At 69.7% G+C, this 17331-nt stretch carries 18 protein-coding genes and 2 pseudogenes; 12 read left to right on the forward strand and 8 right to left on the reverse strand.

Translation table 11 applies throughout. The features are described from left to right. The 3 genes from AB0H32_RS39035 to AB0H32_RS39045 all read right to left on the reverse strand — a co-directional run. The coding region (locus tag AB0H32_RS39035; protein ID WP_361131314.1) for a bifunctional serine/threonine-protein kinase/ABC transporter substrate-binding protein at window positions 1–2061 on the reverse strand (2061 nt) is incomplete at its 3' end. Beyond that, window positions 2061–2843: a hypothetical protein gene (locus AB0H32_RS39040; RefSeq protein WP_361131317.1), complete on the reverse strand. Its 783-nt coding sequence runs from the start codon at window positions 2841–2843 to the stop codon at window positions 2061–2063. The genes AB0H32_RS39040 and AB0H32_RS39035, both read right to left, overlap by 1 nt. Before the next feature lie 435 nt (window positions 2844–3278). Then, window positions 3279–3584 (reverse strand): choice-of-anchor Q domain-containing protein, encoded by a 306-nt coding sequence (locus AB0H32_RS39045; RefSeq protein ID WP_361131320.1) that lies wholly within the window; start codon window positions 3582–3584, stop codon window positions 3279–3281. 14 nt (window positions 3585–3598) lie between these two features. Here AB0H32_RS39045 and AB0H32_RS39050 point away from each other — a divergent pair, with 14 nt between their 5' ends. The 7 genes and pseudogenes from AB0H32_RS39050 to AB0H32_RS39080 all read left to right on the forward strand — a co-directional run bounded on the left by AB0H32_RS39050 (window position 3599) and on the right by AB0H32_RS39080 (window position 11157). Beyond that, window positions 3599–5377 carry a serine/threonine-protein kinase gene (locus tag AB0H32_RS39050; protein ID WP_361131323.1) on the forward strand — a complete coding sequence of 593 codons (1779 nt, stop codon included), beginning with the start codon at window positions 3599–3601 and terminating at the stop codon, window positions 5375–5377. A 782-nt stretch (window positions 5378–6159) separates the two neighbouring features. Further along, window positions 6160–6675, forward strand: coding sequence for a GNAT family N-acetyltransferase (locus AB0H32_RS39055; protein WP_361131326.1), 516 nt, complete (start codon window positions 6160–6162; stop codon window positions 6673–6675). Window positions 6676–6924: 249 nt separating this feature from the next. Then, a pseudogene (locus AB0H32_RS39060) lies at window positions 6925–7148 on the forward strand (mobilization protein); the annotation flags it as partial. A 452-nt stretch (window positions 7149–7600) separates the two neighbouring features. Continuing rightward, entirely contained in the window at window positions 7601–9118 is a 1518-nt protein-coding gene (locus tag AB0H32_RS39065) for a transferase (protein WP_361131329.1), read from the forward strand. A 123-nt stretch (window positions 9119–9241) separates the two neighbouring features. Beyond that, window positions 9242–9931: a DUF4328 domain-containing protein gene (locus AB0H32_RS39070; protein WP_361131332.1), complete on the forward strand. Its 690-nt coding sequence runs from the start codon at window positions 9242–9244 to the stop codon at window positions 9929–9931. A gap of 119 nt (window positions 9932–10050) precedes the next feature. Then, window positions 10051–10563 carry a hypothetical protein gene (locus tag AB0H32_RS39075; protein ID WP_361131334.1) on the forward strand — a complete coding sequence of 171 codons (513 nt, stop codon included), beginning with the start codon at window positions 10051–10053 and terminating at the stop codon, window positions 10561–10563. Between the two features lie 102 nt (window positions 10564–10665). Beyond that, window positions 10666–11157: a hypothetical protein gene (locus AB0H32_RS39080; protein ID WP_361131337.1), complete on the forward strand. Its 492-nt coding sequence runs from the start codon at window positions 10666–10668 to the stop codon at window positions 11155–11157. Between the two features lie 666 nt (window positions 11158–11823). Here the strand turns inward: AB0H32_RS39080 and AB0H32_RS39085 are convergent. Continuing rightward, window positions 11824–12027, reverse strand: coding sequence for a hypothetical protein (locus tag AB0H32_RS39085; RefSeq protein ID WP_361131340.1), 204 nt, complete (start codon window positions 12025–12027; stop codon window positions 11824–11826). Between the two features lie 62 nt (window positions 12028–12089). On the opposite strand from AB0H32_RS39085, the pseudogene AB0H32_RS39090 reads away from it, so the two are divergent. After that, window positions 12090–12267 (forward strand): annotated as a pseudogene (locus AB0H32_RS39090) (NUDIX domain-containing protein); the annotation flags it as partial. Window positions 12268–12618: 351 nt separating this feature from the next. Continuing rightward, a complete protein-coding gene (locus tag AB0H32_RS39095) occupies window positions 12619–13086 on the forward strand; it encodes a DUF6082 family protein (protein WP_361131343.1) in 468 nt (155 codons plus the stop codon). 98 nt (window positions 13087–13184) lie between these two features. On the opposite strand, the gene AB0H32_RS39100 is transcribed toward AB0H32_RS39095, so the two are convergent. Further along, window positions 13185–13403 carry a hypothetical protein gene (locus AB0H32_RS39100; RefSeq protein WP_361131364.1) on the reverse strand — a complete coding sequence of 73 codons (219 nt, stop codon included), beginning with the start codon at window positions 13401–13403 and terminating at the stop codon, window positions 13185–13187. 295 nt (window positions 13404–13698) lie between these two features. Between AB0H32_RS39100 and AB0H32_RS39105 the strand changes: the two genes are divergently transcribed. Next, the gene (locus AB0H32_RS39105) at window positions 13699–14070 is read left to right on the forward strand and encodes a peptidoglycan-binding domain-containing protein (protein WP_361131346.1); all 372 of its coding nucleotides are present in this window, start codon (window positions 13699–13701) and stop codon (window positions 14068–14070) included. Window positions 14071–14352: 282 nt separating this feature from the next. After that, the gene (locus AB0H32_RS39110; RefSeq protein ID WP_361131349.1) at window positions 14353–14727 is read left to right on the forward strand and encodes a peptidoglycan-binding domain-containing protein; all 375 of its coding nucleotides are present in this window, start codon (window positions 14353–14355) and stop codon (window positions 14725–14727) included. 110 nt (window positions 14728–14837) lie between these two features. Here AB0H32_RS39110 and AB0H32_RS39115 read toward each other — a convergent pair whose 3' ends face one another. Continuing rightward, a complete protein-coding gene (locus tag AB0H32_RS39115; protein ID WP_361131352.1) occupies window positions 14838–15176 on the reverse strand; it encodes a hypothetical protein in 339 nt (112 codons plus the stop codon). A 215-nt stretch (window positions 15177–15391) separates the two neighbouring features. Then, window positions 15392–16528 (reverse strand): alpha/beta fold hydrolase, encoded by a 1137-nt coding sequence (locus AB0H32_RS39120; protein ID WP_361131355.1) that lies wholly within the window; start codon window positions 16526–16528, stop codon window positions 15392–15394. Window positions 16529–16785: 257 nt separating this feature from the next. Here AB0H32_RS39120 and AB0H32_RS39125 point away from each other — a divergent pair, with 257 nt between their 5' ends. After that, window positions 16786–17064, forward strand: coding sequence for a hypothetical protein (locus AB0H32_RS39125; protein ID WP_361131358.1), 279 nt, complete (start codon window positions 16786–16788; stop codon window positions 17062–17064). Here AB0H32_RS39125 and AB0H32_RS39130 read toward each other — a convergent pair. Further along, window positions 17042–17331, reverse strand: a 290-nt coding sequence (locus AB0H32_RS39130) for an NlpC/P60 family protein (RefSeq protein ID WP_361131361.1), incomplete at its 5' end; no start/stop codon positions are given. The genes AB0H32_RS39125 and AB0H32_RS39130 overlap by 23 nt on opposite strands.

The raw sequence follows: 17331 nt of genomic DNA on the forward strand, positions 1-17331 counted from the left end.
GCGCCCGGCAGCCGGCGAACTCAGAGTCTGCACGATCAACCGGGCCACGTCGTACACCTCGACGGCATACCGTTCCGGTTCCGCGTCGAAGCGCCTGCGGTACGCGGCCGCGAACGCCTTGGCCTCGGGTGCCACGGAGGCGTCCATGACGGGAGCGACGATCACCCAGCCGTCGGCCGCGTCCCCGGCGGCGTGCAGGAAGCGGCTGTCGAGCACCCCCTGGGCGGCGGCTCGCGCGCCCGGGAAGTGGCGGTGCGTCATTTCTCGGGCCAGCAGCGCGGCGCGGTCGTGGTATCCGGCGAAGACCACGGAGTCCGCGCCGCCGTCGAGCAGGGCGTCGAGGGTCGGTCCGAAGTCCCTGCGCAACGCACTGACCACCTTGGGGACGGCCGGCTGCCGGCTCTTGCGAAGGATGCGGGCGAGCGAGCTGCTGATCTCCCATGCGTACGCGTCCGCCGCCCGGTCGTCGACGATTCCGATCGTGTGCGACTTCGCGGTGCCGTGCAGATAGACCTGGAGATAGAACGGCAGGACGGTGTCCGTCACGCGGGCGTGGAGGAAGGACCGGCTGCCCATCACCCCCAGCACGGTGGCGCCGGGCGACACCGCGATGAGGGGCAGCGACGCGGCGTCGTACCTCGCCAGTGACGCCAGGGCGGTGTCGTCCGTGGTGGGACCGATCACGGCCAGCACGGAAGGGTCGGCGACCAGTCGCTCGGCCACCGCCGGGGCCCTGGCCGGATCCCCGCCGTCGTCCAGCGCCCGAACGGCGAGCGTGAACGGCCTGTCGTCACGGGAGTTGAACTCGTCGACCGCGAGCCGCAGCCCCCGCTCCTGAGCCCGGCCCACCGTCCTGTGGTCACCGCTCAGATCGGCGTGCAGGCCGATCGTGTGCACGGGGCCGGTTGCCGTCGGGGCGGTGGTGGAGCCGCTCCCCTTGCCGTCACCGGAGAGCGCGGCCCAGGCGCCCAGACCGCCTCCGGCCGTGACGGTCACCGCGCCCCCGGTGAGGAGGAGGAAACGGCGTCTGCCGACGGCACGCCTCGACGGCTGTTCGTCCGCGTCGTCCGCCGCAGTGGTGTCGGCGGACTCGGAGGCGACCTCGGTGTCGTCGGCGGCGGGCAGCCCGAGCCCGGCGGCCGACCGTTCGGCGATCAGCCGGATCAACGGCTCGGGCAACCAGGCCTCGTCACCGGACTCCCGGTCCTGCTGCACCGAAGGACGCACCGCCCGGAGGATCTCCCGCGGATCGGCCGGCTCGGTGGCCGCAAGGGCCTGCGACAACGCCTGCGCAGTGGGCCGCTGCCGCGGGTCCTTGTCCAGACAGCCGCGCACTACTTCGGCGAGCTCCTGCGGGACGCCCTCCAGGTCCGGGGTGTCGTGGACCGTTCGGTACAGCAGCGCGTCGAGGGAGCCGGTACCGAAGGGAGGGTGGCCGGTGGCCGCATGGGCCAGCACGCAGCCCAGCGAGAACACGTCGCCGGCCGGACCCACCTCCTGCCCGCCCTGCGCCTGTTCCGGTGCCAGGAAACCGGGGGTGCCGACCACGACACCGGTCGATGTGAGCGCGGTGTCCTGCGGATCGCGAGCCACACCGAAGTCGATCAACCGGGGCCCGTCGAGCGCCAGCAGCACATTGCCCGGCTTGACGTCCCGGTGCACGAGACCGACCGCGTGGAGGTCCCGCAGCGCCTGGGCGAGCCGGGCGCCCAGCACCCGCAGGCTCCGTACGGGCAGCGGCCCGTGTGCGGCGACGGCCTCGCCCAGCGAGGGCCCCGGCACGAAGACGGTGGCCAGCCAGGGCTCCGCCGCCTCGGGATCAGCGTCCACCAGGGACGCCACCCAAGGGCTGGTCATCCGGCGGGCCGTCTCCGCCTCGCGCCGGAACCGCTCCCGGAATCCGGCGTCCTCGGCGTACTCGGCCCGGACCACCTTGAGCGCGACCAGTGAACCGCCGGCCGAGCGGGCCAGGTACACCACACCCATGCCACCCGCGCCGAGCCGCCCAAGCAGCCGATGGCCCGCCAGCCTGGAGGGGTCCGAGGTACGCAGCGGCTCCATCACTTCCCCTTCAACCGCTGCTGGACGCGCACCAGCATCCGGCCCAGGGCGGTGCTGCCCAGTTCCTGGAGTTCTTCCTGGGTGTACCCCTTACCGCCGGTCACGGAGACGGCCACGACAACCGTGCCCAGCCGGGCGACCATCCACAGGTACGGCTGGGCGTTGCCGCCCTTCCCGACGTACTGACCGGCCTCCAGTACCGAGTCGTCGGCGTACTCCTGCTCGCGGGCGCCGAAGGGGGTGCCGAGGGAGTTCAGCCCCGTGATCCGCTCGTCGGCCCGTGGCTGTTGCTCCGGGCAGCGCAGGACTTCCTCCAGGGTGGTGCTCAGCTGTTCGTCGGCGCCGAGAACGAAGGAGTGCGCGGTGGCCTCGGCCGTCACCTTGACGGCCCCTTTGCCTCCGCCGGCGGGCAGCCGGCTGTAGCGGGACAGGCCGGCCAGTACGCCTCGGGGGAGCTTCTGCCGCTCCCAGCGGCAGTTGTCGTCCAGCACGGGCCAGGTGCCCGGGGTGCTCTCGGCCGGGTTCTGCGCGACGAAGCCCCGGCCCCAGTCGCCCGGAGCGAACACCACGGAGTCCACCAGGTTCCGCCCGTCCTTCGAGGTCCTCGGGACGAGGTCGGCGTCGGGTGTGAAGGCGGGGGTGGCGGAAGAGCCGCCCGACGGTGGCGCCGCCGCTTCCGGCGAGGCACTGTGCCCGGGTGACCCGGTCCGCCGGGCGGAGCCGCCGTCCGCCCCCTGTGCCGAGCACCCGGCCAGCAGACTCCCCGCCACCACGAGCGTCACCCCAATTCCCCCTGCACCTCGGGCGCTGCCTTTCACGCAATCCCCTCTGCCCCGCTGGAGTCGTCCGGCTGCTGAACGTAGACGGCCGCGAGGGGGAGCGGCCTCAGTGAAAACACGTAACTTCCCACGTGTTTCGCCGCCTCCCAGGTGCCCGGGCCGGATGTGCGGTGGTGTGTGGTTTCACGGATGTGCCCGTGCACGCGGCCCCGGCACACTGACGCGGGTGCGACCGGGCGGCGAGCAGGTACGCCCCCGCCGGACCGCACACGACGGGAGGTGAGCATCGGTGAAGCCGATGACCGGCGATGAGGTGCGAGGAGCCCTCCGGCCCGGGTCCTTCCCGGGCGCGTCCCGTGCCGGGGCCCCGGCGCACGCACTGGCCGTACTGGTGGTCCTGACCGCCGTGTGCGGGGCCTGCCGGTGCGCGTGTTGTCGTCATGGCGTGTGCTGGTGGGCGCCGATGTCGCAGGCGCCCCGGGGGCGGGCGGAACCGCGCTGATCGGTGGCCGGGCAGTCGGCCGCCGCGTCCAGGGCGGGGCTTCCCGGCAGCAGTGCGGCGGTGTCCGTTGCGTCGTCGTCGGCGAGCGGGCCCTTCAGCGGCGCACGGACGGGCAGGTCGCCCGCGGCGGTGAGTCGGCAGCTGCCGTCACCGTCGATGTCGTGGCTCTCCGAGCCCGCGTCGCCCGCGGCCGCGGGACTGCAGGACTGCGGGTGGCCTGCGCAGGGTGTCGGCGACGGCAACTATGCTCCCGTCCATGAACGATGCGGGCAGCGACAACAGCGGTAGACGGGTTGTCGACGGGCGGTTCGAGCTGGAGAAACGGCTCGGCGGTGGCGGTATGGGCACGGTCTGGCTGGCCCGGGACCTGGTGCTGCACCGGAGCGTGGCCGTCAAGGAGGTCCGGCCGCCCGATCCGGACCTCGCCGAGTACGATCCGGAAGCCGCGCGGATGCTTCGGGAGCGGGTCCTGCGGGAGGCACGCGCCCTGGCCCGGGTCGACCACCCCAACGTAGTGACGATCCATCACATCGTGGACGGCGGCCCGGAGACCTACCCCTGGATCGTCATGGAACTCGTCACCGGTGGTTCCCTGGCCGATCGTCTCGCCCGCGGACCGATGGAACCCCGGGAAGCGGCGCTGATCGGACGCGAGGTGCTGGCCGCCCTGCGCGCCGCGCACGAGGTCGGCATCCAGCACCGCGATGTGAAACCGGCCAACGTTCTCCTGCGTCCCGACGGCCGTCCTGTGCTCACCGACTTCGGTATCGCGGCGATCCGCGAGTCGACCTCCCTCACGGCCACCGGGTCGATCATCGGCACGCCCGACTACATGGCACCCGAACGCGTCTCGGGCCACGACGGCGGCCCTTCGTCGGACCTGTGGTCGCTGGGAATGCTGCTCTACACCGCTGTGGAGGGTCATCACCCGCTGCGCCGGAACACGACCCTGGCGACGCTCGCCGCCGTCCTGAGCGAAGAGATCCCGCCACCGGCCCGGGCAGGCGCGCTGAGGGACGTCCTGGCCCGGGTCCTCGTCCGCGACCCTGCGGCACGGCCCGGCGCCGCAGAGCTGGACCGGATGCTGGACGCCGCCTCCCGTGTCGCCGTGACACCCACCTCGTACCAACTGCACCCCCCGCTCGGCGGACCGCCTCCCCTCTCCGATCCGCAGACTCCTGCCACACCGGTTCCCGGCCCCGCGCCGGCGATGCCCGCGGTACCGGCTCCCGGCAACACGTCGGCGTCGGGCGGTTTCGGTCCGGCACCCGCGATGTTCCCGGGACCTTATGACAGCCGCCCCGGGCACACCGTGGCACCGGGCCCCGACGACGCGCGGCCCGGGTCCACGACCGTGGCGGTACACCAGAGCCGCCGGCGCTGGATGTGGGTCGGCCTGTCCGTCGCGGGAGTGGCGCTCGCCGGCACTCTCATATGGACGCTGCGGCCCGACGGAGGCACCCATGCCTCCGGCGCGTCCGGCTCCTCAAAATCCGCCGATTCCACCACCGGGGCAGGGCCATCGGGTGGATCGACCCCCGTCTCGGCCTCGCCGGCGGGAAACGAACGGACCGGTAAGACCGACTTGTTGACACCATCCGGTATCCGCACCGCCGTTGCGGCGTTCAAGAAGGAGACCGGCAGGAACCGATTCGGAGGCCTCACGGTCTATCCGGACTACGTCACCGCCGATCTGATGGTGAACGGCAGCGACACCAAGTACGACACGTACACGTACCGTCCCGGGCAGGCCGTCGAGAAGGGCATCATCAGCTCGACGCTGTTCGACGGCGACAAACCCGTCACCCTTGACGGGTTCAACTGGGACGCGGTGCCGGCACTCCTGCGCGACGGCGAGAAGAAGCTGAACGTCGATCACGTGACCACGCGCTATCTCGTCCTGAAACTGGCGGACAAGGACTTCGGCACGCCCGACGGCATGGCCGTGTACCTCAGCAATGCCTACGGCCAGCTCGGCTACCTCCAGGCGGATTCCAAGGGCAAGGTGGTGACGGTCATGCCCAACGACAAGTGAGGGGCGCCAGTGCCGCGCCCACCGCGTCGGCGCCCCGACGGGTACGGACGCATCGGCTCATCTCCCGGAGAGGGCTTCGCGGCGCATCCACTGGAGCAAGGTGGGGTTGTCGACGGCGGTGCTGACGCCGACGGTGGTGCGTAGGCGGCGGTCGCGGCGAGGGCGACGTCCGTCCGCCATCCTGTGCCGCCACCCGCTGTCGCGGCCGCTTCCTCGCCGGCGAGCGGGGCGGAGCGGTCCCCGAACGGACGGCTCAGCAGGAGGACCAGAGTCCTGTGCAAGCGTCGGAAGCCGTACAGAGAAACGCCGCTGTCCTTCGACCTGCTTCAGTCCCGGCCCGGGCAACAACGGCTGGATCAGCGCCCACAGTTCATCCGACACGGTCCACGGCCGCGGCTGTCTCTTCCCCATGACAGGACCAACGACGAGACGACCCGAGGCCCACATGATCAACAACTTCTGCAAGGGCCGATTGGAAGTGGGTCGCGTACGCGAAGTGGGGACGTTCTCGGCCTGCCCCGGCAGCGAGGGCCGGGCGGCCCTCCGTGTAAATCCTTGAGCGAAGACCCGAGCAGTGCCCCGCATCGGTGTCGATGCCGACACGATTCCTCATTGTTTTCGCTTCTCTGCGTGGTTGAGTGAATGCACAGCGCGACCAATGTGGCGCGAAGTCCTCTTGAGTCGGCCTGGATGCAGCAAAAGACTGCTGCGGTAGCAAGGTCGCGCTTGCGTCCCGGGACGCCTTGCGCAGCATTCACGATTGCAATGTGAGGAGAGCGACGATGTCCGACGCCGGCCGTCGAGACGCCGCACACTCGATCACGCTGACCGACGGCACCGCCACCCGGACACGGGAGGCGGCCCCCGTCGACCTGGCGCCGGTCCAGGAACTGCACCGCCGTTGCTCGCCGGGCAGCCGCGCCCTGCGGTACCACGCGGGCAAGTCCGGGCTCTCGCCTGCCGAATGGCGTCAGTTGTCCAGCCCGGAGCGCGGCACCACGCTGGTGACCACTCCGGCCGAGCGTACGGACCACATCATCGCCATGACCAACGTCATGCGCACCGATCGGCAAGGGGTGGGCGAACTGGCGATCCTGGTCGAGGACGTGTGGCAGGCCATGGGGCTCGGCACCGCGCTGGCCGAACATGCGGCGACCGTGGCCCGCCGCGAGGGGCACCACACGCTGGCGGCCGCGGTGGCGGCGAGCAACAAGCCGATGCTCCATGTCCTGGGGAAACTGGACGCGACACCGGTCTACGCCACCGGGCCCGTGCTCGACCTCCGCATCCTGCTCTAGGCCGAGCTTCGGAGATCACCGGGCGATGGATCAATCACGGCGGGGTGCTACGTCTCCCCGAACTCACAGATCGTCATTGGGAGTTGCTCGCCACGGTGATACCGCGGACCGGGGCGGGGCCCACCTCGCGTCGAAGACCGGAAGATCATCAACAGCATGGTCTGCAAGATTCACACCGGGACCTCCTGGCGTAACCTGGTTCCACCCACCGAGGAGCTGTCCCCGCGCACGCCGGTGACGTGCTGGTCCGCATCGAGCAGGCGGTGGGGACGCGCCCGCCACTCCGCCAAACGCGCCGACCACCAAGCCGCCACCGCTCTGAGTAAGACCGCCAAGGAACTCGCCTACGCCTCCAGCGCGCCGGGCGGCCTCGCCATCACCCCCTGCTCTTCGCCGCCCTGCATCTGGCCCGCGCCGCCGCCAAGCGGCACGACCAATGCGGCCACGAACAGCAGGTCGCAGCGGCCGAGGAAGGACAGGGCACCATCGACAGCGAGAAACGCTGGGCCGACGCCCGACGCCCGACGCCCGACGCCCGACGCCCGACGCCCGACGCCCGACGCCCGACGCCCGACGCCCGACGCCCGACGCCCGACGCCTCACCCTCACAACCGAACGTCCCGCCGCGATCCTCACCCGAATGCCCGGCGTCCACATCAAGGTCGCCGTCCAGTGGCAGAAGCCATCGGCCGGGGAATGGGCCGTCTGCGCCGCCGATGTCGGCAGGCGGCGGGAACACCGATGAGGAAGCTTCATCCTGGCGGGGCCGCGGTATCTGCGGAAGCAGCGTGCGCCGGTGAGCACTCGCGGTGTCGTCTGGTGGGCGGTTGTGGCCTGAACCGGCCACGGCCGGTGGGCCGGGGTGGTACTACGGGACGCAGTCTGCGGCGGATGGTGCTGGGGCGAGGTGGGGGGGTGGGCTGGGGTGTCTTCGGGCTTAAGGGCGTTTGCCCGGCTGGTCACGGCGGTCGCGATCGTCACGGCTTACGTCGCGCTGCACTTGGCGATCAGCGCGGGCCTGGACCTGCGGGCCTGCGACCGCTTCCGCGGCGCCCCGGCGCAGGCCGCCGCGTTCACCGCCGCGCTGGACCGCTACGCCGACGGGGAGGTGTCCGCGCGCGCTGAAATCCGTGAGGACGACAGGTGGTTCAAGAAGAACGCCCCGTCAGGGGGAAGCCGGTCCGTGGTCTCCTCCGCCACCCGCTACGCCGAGGAGGGCCGGTTCTCCCTTGCCCGCGAGCGAGTCGCCGTGCTGGCGGCCGATGTCGAGCAGGATCAGGTGGGGCTCGACCGGGAGCTCAGCTCGTCGAGCGCGACCGCGCTGTGGTGGGCGGTTCCGGCCGTGGTGCTTCTCGTGCCGGCGCTGTGGCTGCGGCGTCGTCGCCGATGGGGCGCAGCGGAGATCGTCGGCGTGGTCAGCCGGTTCGTCCCGCGTCGGCCATGGTGGCGGCGGCCGGTGTTCCTGCTGGCCAGCGGCGTTGGATACGTGCTGTTCGCGACGGGCGCCCTCGCCGTCAGCGCGGCGCAGCGGCGGGGCTACGGGATGCCGCCGATGGAGTTCGTGCTGTTGCTGGCCGGTGGCCTGGCCGCGCTGGGGGCCGGGGTCCTGAGCCTGCGCTACACCCGCCCGCGCTCGGCGCGCGGCGCGGCCCAGGCCCTGCTGGCCGACGGCCGCCAACCCGTGCTCTACCTGCGCAGTTTCGCCGACGACGACACCGCGTCCCAGGTCGACGACTCGGCGGCGTTCGTCAGCATCCACTCGCGGGAGGAGCAGCTCACGGGCGCGTTGGGCGCCGTCGGCCCCGTGATCACGGTGGGCAGACCCGGGGAGCCGCTGCCGCGGCTGGGTGCGGCGCGGTTCTACCTGCCGCTCGACGACTGGCAGCCGACGGTGCTGCGGCTGATGGAGCTGTCCCAACTCATCGTGCTGCGACTGGGCTTGGGCGAGGGGCTGTGGTGGGAGGTCCAGCAGGCCCGGGCCACCCAGCCGGCGCGGAAGCTCGTCCTGCTGACGCCGGGCGGACTACCAGAGGTGGCCGAACGGCTGGACGAGCACCTGCCGACCCCGTCCCGGCTGAACGAGGAGGCCGGGGGCGATCTCTGGACTTCCGCCGTCGTTACCTTCGCCCCCGATTGGACGCCCCATGTGCACCCGGTGGGACCCGTACCCCGTGCCAAGACCCCGAGGGGCGCGCTCGTGCGCCGCGCGGCCCGCGCCATGAAGGCAGGCCTGGTTTCGACGATGATGCTCTCGCCGGCGCACCACGTGGCCCGCGCCATGAAGGCCGCCCTGGCGTCCGTGGGGGTCCGCAGACGGACGATGGCCTGGCGGGCCACCGTCGCCACGCAGACGTCGTTGTGGAAAGGGTTCGCGTTGGTCACGGCCCTGGTGCTGCTGGCCTGGCTCGTGTCCCGGGCGCTGCAACTGTTCGGCCTCGGCTAGTGCCGTTCCGTTACGACCGTCTCGCATGACATCCCGAGAAACCGGGGACACAACAGGGCAACAGCCAATGGCATCCCGACCCCAGGCAATGCGCAGCGGGTCGACGATCTTCGGGGGAGGATCATGGACGGTCCACAGCAAGGCACTCCGACGAGCGCGAGCCCGGTCGCTGCGGAGCAGCGCAGGGTGGTGACCGGCGCGGCCACCACCGCGACCATACTGATCTCGTTGGCGCTCGTGCGTGAGGTGTTGGTTTCGGCGGCCAACTGGCGGCTCTACTTCGTGGCCCACGACTACCTGGCAGGGAGGGCGACGTACGCGGACCTCGAGGCCGCCGACACCGATGGCCTCGCGAAGCTGGTGTCATGGCCGTCGTTCCTGGTGATGATCGCGGCCGGCGTGGCGTTCATCGTCTGGTTGTGGCGAGCTCGGATCAACGCCGAGCTGATGAGCGGTGCCGCCGCGCACCGCCGGTCCCGGGGCTGGGTGGTGGGCGGCTGGGTCGGCCCGGTGGCCAACCTGTGGATCCCGTACCAGGTAGTGACGGACATCTGGCGGGCCAGCGCCCCACGGCGGTCCGTCCCCGTCACCCTGGTCAAAGCCTGGTGGGCGCTGTTCGCGGCCGCCCTCGTCGTCAAGCCGATCCAATGGCGCATGTCCTCGAAGTTCGACAGCGAGCAGGACGTGCTGTCCAACGCGAACGTGTCCACCCTGCTCACGGTGCTCTATGTGGGGGCCGGCGTGCTGGTCATCCTCATCGTCAGGCGAATCACCGCGTGGCAGACCCACGCGCCTGTCCAGAACGCGGTGTGAGAGAACGGGGCGCGCACCGCTGTGAACGCGGCGGCGCGGGCGCCCCGTGGCCGTCGCCCGCCGGTAGCGGCCCCGGCCTGTACGAGCGCACGGTGACGAACTACGGGGGAGATGCCGACATGGCCCGAATCAGTGACTCGTTGTGGAACCAGGACATCGACGCGGACGACTACCGCGACACGGCCGCGAGGTACCACGCCGCGGTCTTCGAGCAGTACAAGCTGTGCGTGGAGATGGCCGATCGGGTCAGCGCCCGGCGCAACCTCGCCAACACCTTCTTCCTGACCCTCCACAGCGGTCTGCTCGTCTTCCTCAGCACATGGCTGTCCCAGGAGCACCACCGCGGGGCTCCGGTCGCGCTGGCCCTCGCGGCTCTGCTGGTCCTGCTGGGCATGTGCGCCGCCTGGTGGATCACCGTTCGTTCCTACCAGCAGTTGAACAAAGGCAAGTTCGAGGTGATCGGAGCGTTCGAGGAGCGGTTGCCGGCCCGCGCCTTCGTGGCCGCCGAATGGGGCGCTCTCGGCGAGGGGCGTGACTGGCGCGTCTATTTCCCGCTCAACCGCGTCGAGCGCTGGATCCCTCTCCTCTTCGCCATGGCCTACCTCCTGGGCTTCGCCGCCGTCGCGCTGTAACAGCCGCGGCTGTTCCCTGCCGCCCGCTACCTCCCGCTCTCCACGCCACCGGAGCGGGTTAGGGTGAAGGGCACATCGCCTCGGCCGGAAACGGGTTGTCACATGGTCACCATCGCCGTCACCGGTCACATGGACCTGGCCGACGAAACAGTCGGCCCCATCCGCACAGGCCTCCGTGAACTACTGGCCGACCTGCGTGACGACACGCTTGTGGGGCGCTCGTGCTTGGCCCGCGGCGCCGACACCCTCTTCGCCGAGGAGATCCTCTCGCTCGGCGGCCGACTGTCGGCGATCATCCCGTCGCGGGACTACCGGGAAGCGGTGGTTCGCCCCGCAGACCTCGCCGAGTTCGACGCCCTGCACGCCGCCGCAGCCGAATTGGTGGTCATGCCCTACGAGCACGCGGGGCGCGCCGCCTACGAAGCGGCCAATCGCCGACTGCTCCAGGGCGCGGACCGCCTCGTCGCCGTCTGGGACGGCAGCGCCCCCACTGGTCGCGGCGGCGGTACGGCAGACACCGTGGCCGCGGCCCGCCTGGCCGGGCTGACCGTCGACGTCGTGTGGCCTCTTGGTGCCTTCAGGTCCGGCGCCTGACATCCATGCTCGGTTCCGGGAACCGACCGCCTTTGCTTCTGCAGTTTCGTGGGCGGACAGCGGTGATCCTCCGCCCAGACGAGGGTGTCGTGCGAGTGGGGCGCTGAGGCAGCAGCCGACAGGACAGTGAGCCGGGCCGGGGAGGCGGTCCGACATCCCCGCCGACAGCCGTCCGCACCTCTCGCGACCGGCCCGAGAACCTGCAGGTCACCATGGTTGCCGGGTAGTGCTCGGAAGCCCCACATCCCCTCTTTCACCCCCGACCACGCCGCCCACAGCAGGAAGAAAGTGGGTGGGGTGGGGTACGTCGGCCGGGTGGCGGGCGAGGGGATCGAGTGCCTGCTGGTCCCCTCGCGCCCGACCGTGGGGCCGCGCGCGACCCCGGACCGGCCCAAGCTGCCTGGGCGGTGAAGCCGGGGAGCGGAGCGGGTCTGTGCCGATTGCGTGCGGCACCGATCGCTCCGGGCGCTGCCCACACCCCTGAAGCCTGTCCGAGTTGCACGAGCCGATACGCCCCCGGCGACCACGCTCGGTGACACCTGGAGGCACACGCGACACCTCAGCAGGTGAGCCCGCCAGTGCCGGGGCCGTTCTTGGCGGGCCTGATCTCGTCGGCAGCCATCCGCAGATCCCGGCAATCGGCGACAGCCAGTCGGGCGAATCGGATCATCCGCGCAAGATCGCCCTGGAGTACGTCAGGATGTCCTCAACCGCATCCTCGCCCGGCGTGACGTCGCCATAGAAGTCGTGCCACGCGAACTCGACCAGCTCCAGCAGGTCGAGCGCCGCGGGAGCCGCGTCCTGCCCGACCGGCGCCTCGATTCTCGTCGTGCGTTGTGCCCGACGAGCGGCCCCTTCCCACTGCCACAAGCCCCTCCACCTGGCAGACGTGATACTGACAGGACACACACACGCACAGGAATGCCGCCAGGCTCCCCGGTGGCGGCATGGAGATGACCGACTCACTCCCGGGAACGGCCGTTCGCGAGGTGCGGGAGGAAACGGGTCTGGACGTAGAGATCACCGGGCTCGTGGGTGCCGATACACCACACGCAGCGGCTACGGATCCGTCACTTCCTGGAGCGCCGTGAGCGGCCCTATCTCGGCTGACCTCGTAGATCGAGGTGACGGCAACCCTGCTTTCCTGGTCTGTGGGTGGGTCTCGGAGCCTCGCGCGGGGCCGTTCACCTGCGCTCATGGGTGGGTGATTGCCGGGACGACCCCTGCGGATGGTCCTTCCTGAACGGTGGTGAACGTCGCTGAACGAGACGGAAACTGAGACGGCCCGGCACACGCCAGATCGTCCTCACCTGCTGCGACCTTCTGATCCGTAGCTCCGCAGAGATCGGTCAGTGGCGGTCATAGAGGTCGCCTGCCGAACGTGAGTGCGATTGTTTGAAGGGGTCGAACGGGTGGGCAGCCAACGTTCTGACAGAAGCCCGCCAAGGGGGGTCGGACAACATGAATCAGATCATCTCGGCAATCTCCGTAATTATCTCGGCTGCCGCCCTCGCTATTATTGCAGTTTCACTCGCCTATCAATCACGGCAGATCAAAATCTCTCAGGACGAGGCCATGAGGTCGCGCCACCGGGAGCTGGTGATTATGTCAATGAATGATTCCATGTTGCAGGCCTCCTGGGGAGGCGTGCCATTTCCTGGAGTCTCGGCGGAAAGGCGAAGGCAGCTGCTTTTTGCCAATCTTATATTCTCTTGGTATTTCTCGTCCTATCTCCTCAAGGATGCAAACGATGCCCAACTGAGGGTGAACCTGAGCTCCTTCTTCCAGGGGGAGATAGGGAGAGAGTACTGGAGTGTCAGCAGGTCGGGGTGGCTAGAATTGATCGACTCCGCAGAAACCAAGAGAAAGAGAACCTTTTCCTCGATCGCGGAGAGTTGCTACCAGTCTGCAACTGCGGGAAACGATTGAATCGCGTAATGGCTGTCATCGGACGCTAACCACACGGCGCGACTTTGCGCCCAAGGATTGGCGGAGCGGCTCTGCCCCGGAGTCATAGTTCGGGGCAGCTATGCGTGTGTGGCCACCCTGCCCGCCTGTCGAACGTTGGTGGGGCCGCCAGAATGGGCGGACATGGGCCGTGGTCCGGGGGTGAGCATGCGGATGGCCGCCGGCCGCCGGTCCGGGGACTCCTCGTTCTGGGGGAGGGGCATCAGCCCTGCGCGCAGCAGTGAGGGCTTGCGGCTGCCCGGGTGGCCCAACACGGCGACCAGGCGGTGGGCATGCACCCGCTCGGCGAGCTGAGCAGTGAGCTGGTCCCGGCCGGAGAACACGTCCTGGTCGCCTGTCTCTTCCCGCTCTGACCTGCAGCGTTTAGTCAACCGCTCCTGCGCTCAACCATCTTGAGAATTTGATGCACGCGGCGGGACGGGGTGCGCAACAACGAGGCGACCCGGAAATCTGATGCCTGGCCGACGACGGACACCGTTTCGGGGGCGACGTCGGCCATCCGCGCCCGTTTCCCCGTCCGGGCCCCGATGCCTGCGTGCTTGGGCGCCCGGACTTTTCCCATCGGAGGTATGCATGCTGTCGTTGCGCTCCCGCGCCGCACTGCTCACCAGCGCGGTCCTGCTGGGCGGTGGCGGCCTGATCGCCACCGCCCCGGCGGCCACCGCCGCCCCGGTCCAGCCCCACCACTTCACCTGCACCTACACCACTGACGAGCCTCAACTCTCCGTCGGCTCCAGGGGTGACGCCGTCAAGCAAGCCCAGTGCCAGCTCAACAGCGTCCTGGACCGCCGGGTCGTCGTGGACGGCACATTCGGCTCGGCCACCAAGAGCGCGACCATCGCCTTCCAGCAGTGCGCCGGCCTCAGCGCCGACGGCATCATCGGCCCGAACACCTGGTCAGCGCTCGACCAGTGGTGGCTTGACGACATCGACTGCCACAAGTGAGCGGCGGTGCCGGGCCGGAATCCGACAGTGCTCCGGTCCGGCACTCGCCGCCCGGGCACCGAGGTCGACCGACCGCCGCAACCCTCCCATCGGTTGCGGAGCGTCCGGCCCCGCTCAGGCATCGCGGTGCACCTTGCCCGTGCCCGTCGCAGGCGCGAGACGGTGATACGCCCGTGCCGGGCCGCCGTGTCCCCTTCTTAGGGCCACGACAGGATGCGGCGTAGAACCGACGCGCGGTCCGCCACGCCACCACACCCCCGATCTCAAGACAGGAGTCGGATCATGGCCGCACAGGGACGCGCCGTGCTGACCTTGACCGTGCTGTTTCTCGTCGGCGGAGTTGCCGCCGCAGAGCCATCCGCAGCCGCACTGGCCCGCACGCCCGCCGCAGCAACCAAGAGTCTCGCCACCTGCAACTACTACTCCGGCAACGGTCCGGTGCAGCCCGGAAAGACCTATCCGGACCGGCGGACAGCCGAGGTGCAGTGCCTGATCGACACCAACACCAGCTACCGCCCGGCCCTCCCCGTCGACGGCATCTACGGCCCCCAGACCGTACACGCGGTCATCGTGGTCCAACAGCATGCCGGGATCACCCCCGACGGGATCGTGGGCTCCGCCACCTGGGCGGCCCTGCGAGCCGGCGTCTGGTGGTAGGCGACCGTGCCCAGCGCCCTGGCTGGCGCTGGGCACGGGTCGATCGCAGCGCATGCCAACGGTGGGTCGTTCGTGCCGGTCGCCCACTGCGGAGTCTCAACACCGATGTGTCACTGGATGGTCCAGCCCACGCTGCCGACACCAGTGCTGTAGAAGGCGCAGGAGCCTGTGGACTCGCTGTACTGTCCCGGGTTCAGCGTCACCCAGTTGCCGGAGACGTCCGGGGCCCAGCCGCAGACGATCTCGGCGCGGAACGTGATGGTGTGGTCGGTGTTGTTCGTGCAGCCCGCGATGCCGACGTCCGGATCGTTGTTGTGCACCCAGCCGTCGCAGTCGACGGTCCCCGGGGCAGCGGCCTGCGCCGGAACCGCCACACCGGCGACGGTGAGGGCCACGACAGAGACCGCGGTGGCCAGGCCGGCTGCAAGGATGTGCCTCCTGCTGTGCATGTGTACCCCCGTGAGGTCGAGTTGCTGTCTTCCTGTGATCAGTGAAGAGCAGCGGCGCCCGGGCGTGAACCTGAGACATCTGAGGGTGCGCTGGTGACAACCCCCCCCGCGGTGCCCGGCGGTCCCGCAGGGTGGGGACCGCTGTGGCCGTCACAGTGAAAGGGGGCTGGCCGTGGACGGGTGACGGACCTTTGCGAGCCGGGGGCGTCGGGGGTTTAGGGTGCCGGGCTGATGGTGCCGTTCTCGTCCATCTCGAAACGACCCTCGGTCTTGCCGTCGACCTTGGTGTGCTGGAGCCAGTACTTCGACAGGTTGTGCAGGTTCTTGTGCTGGCCTTCCCAGGGCATGGAGTGGCCGGCGCACTTCACCGTGACGAGGAGCTTGTGGGATCCCGTGAGGGCGTCGTAGAGGGCGGGGACGTGGAAGTCCAGCGCCGGGTTGGGACTGGGCGGTGTGGTGTTGGCCGTCTGGTCGTGCTCGCCGTGCACGATGAGCACGGGCACGCTTCCGCCGAGGACGCCTCCCTGTCCCGCGGTGGTGTTGTTCCAGCCCCATGTCACGAAGTTCCGGTACCGGCTGGCGCCCGTAGGCTGTCCGGAAGATTGGATCTTGCCCCAGTTGCGGCCGATCGGATCGTTGTCCATCAGGGCGCTCCACACGACGTCGAGCATGTCGGGCTCGCGCTGGTTCGCGCACTTCACTTCTTTGGTCCAGGCTTGGTCGAGACCCGTGCGGGTGAGCACGTGGGTGGGGAAGCCGGGTGCCGGCAGGGTCGGCGGGTTCGTGGGGCCCAGCGGAGCGAAGATCGGGGCGAGGAGGAACAGGCTTTCCACCTTTCCCGGATTCTTGATCGTGTACGGTCCCATGGCGAACGCGGCTGCCGACCAGCCGATGAAGGCGACCTTTGAGACGCTGCGCGTTGTGCGGATGTAATCGACGACGGTGCTGAGCTCGTCCTGGTCGGTCTGGGAGTTGGTCAGCACATAGGGGTAGCTCGCCGTACGCGGGCCCGACAGCGGGGGAGTGACGGCGCCTTGCTGGTTGGGATTGACGTTGCAGGGGTCCTCCATCCGGGGGCGCGGCGACCGGCCTGAGCCCTGGAGGTCCATCATGAAGACGTCGTAACCGGCCTGGGCGACGGCCTCGGCCCATCCGTACGAGGTGTGCTGAAGGTCGTAACCTGCCAGAACCGGAACGCTCCTGCCGTGCAGCATGAGGACGGCCGTGCGGTTCCCCGGCGGACCGTGAGACGTGCCGTCGTGTTCTCGTACGAAAAGGTCGACCTTCTGGCCGGCGTTCGCGGGGACGGTCGAAGTGTGGGGGACCCAGTGATCGGTCGTGTTGATGGCCATAAATGGCTCGCCTTCTGTCGGGCGGCTCGCCGGTGGTCACTTTCAAGTCAGAGTTGCTGAGGAGCGCGGCCTGCGCCACAGCAGGGCCGCCGTCTGATGGATCAGATGGACGGGTCGGCATGAACCTGTTGGTCGGCAGCCCGCCGCACGCCGCCCCTTCGGGCAGCTGCGACACGGGTGCCGTTACGTGCCCAGAAGCTGCATGCTTCGGCCCGCGCCTCACTGTGCGTCACCTCGGGCGTGCCCTGGAGGGTCTGATGCGCGAACGCGTCGTACCGCAGTCCGGGTCACCCGGCGTTCGTGGCAGCAGCCCCATCGGGAAGGCCGTTCCTGGGGCGATGCTGCTGTTCCTGGACAACGTCATCCAGGACAAGGACACGGTCGGCCAGGTCGGCTTTGCCGTCGACGCCGCCCTCGTCGAGTGGGGCAGCGACAGCAAGGCGTCGAACGACGTACCGAAGATCGGGAAGGTCTCCGGTGTCCGCGACGTGGTGTCCAGGACGGGGGTGCGGGTCAGACTCGGACGCCGAACATGAACGGTCCGCCGATGGTGTCCATCGACTCGTACCGTACGACCGTGCCAGTGCGAGGGGCGTGGAGGATCTGACCGTTGCCCGCGTAGAGGCCGACGTGGTGCAGGTCGTTGAAGAAGAAGACCAGATCGCCGACCTGGAGCTGGCTCCGTGTGAGACGGGTGCCGATGCCCGACTGGGCCTCGGAGGTGCGCGGTATGGAGACGCCGGCCTGGGCGTAGGCCCAGGAGGTCAGGCCCGAGCAGTCGAAGGAGGAGGGGCCGGTGGCGC

The sequence above is a fragment of the Streptomyces sp. NPDC020362 genome (assembly GCF_040642095.1).
In the GTDB taxonomy this organism is placed as follows: Bacteria; Actinomycetota; Actinomycetes; order Streptomycetales; family Streptomycetaceae; genus Streptomyces.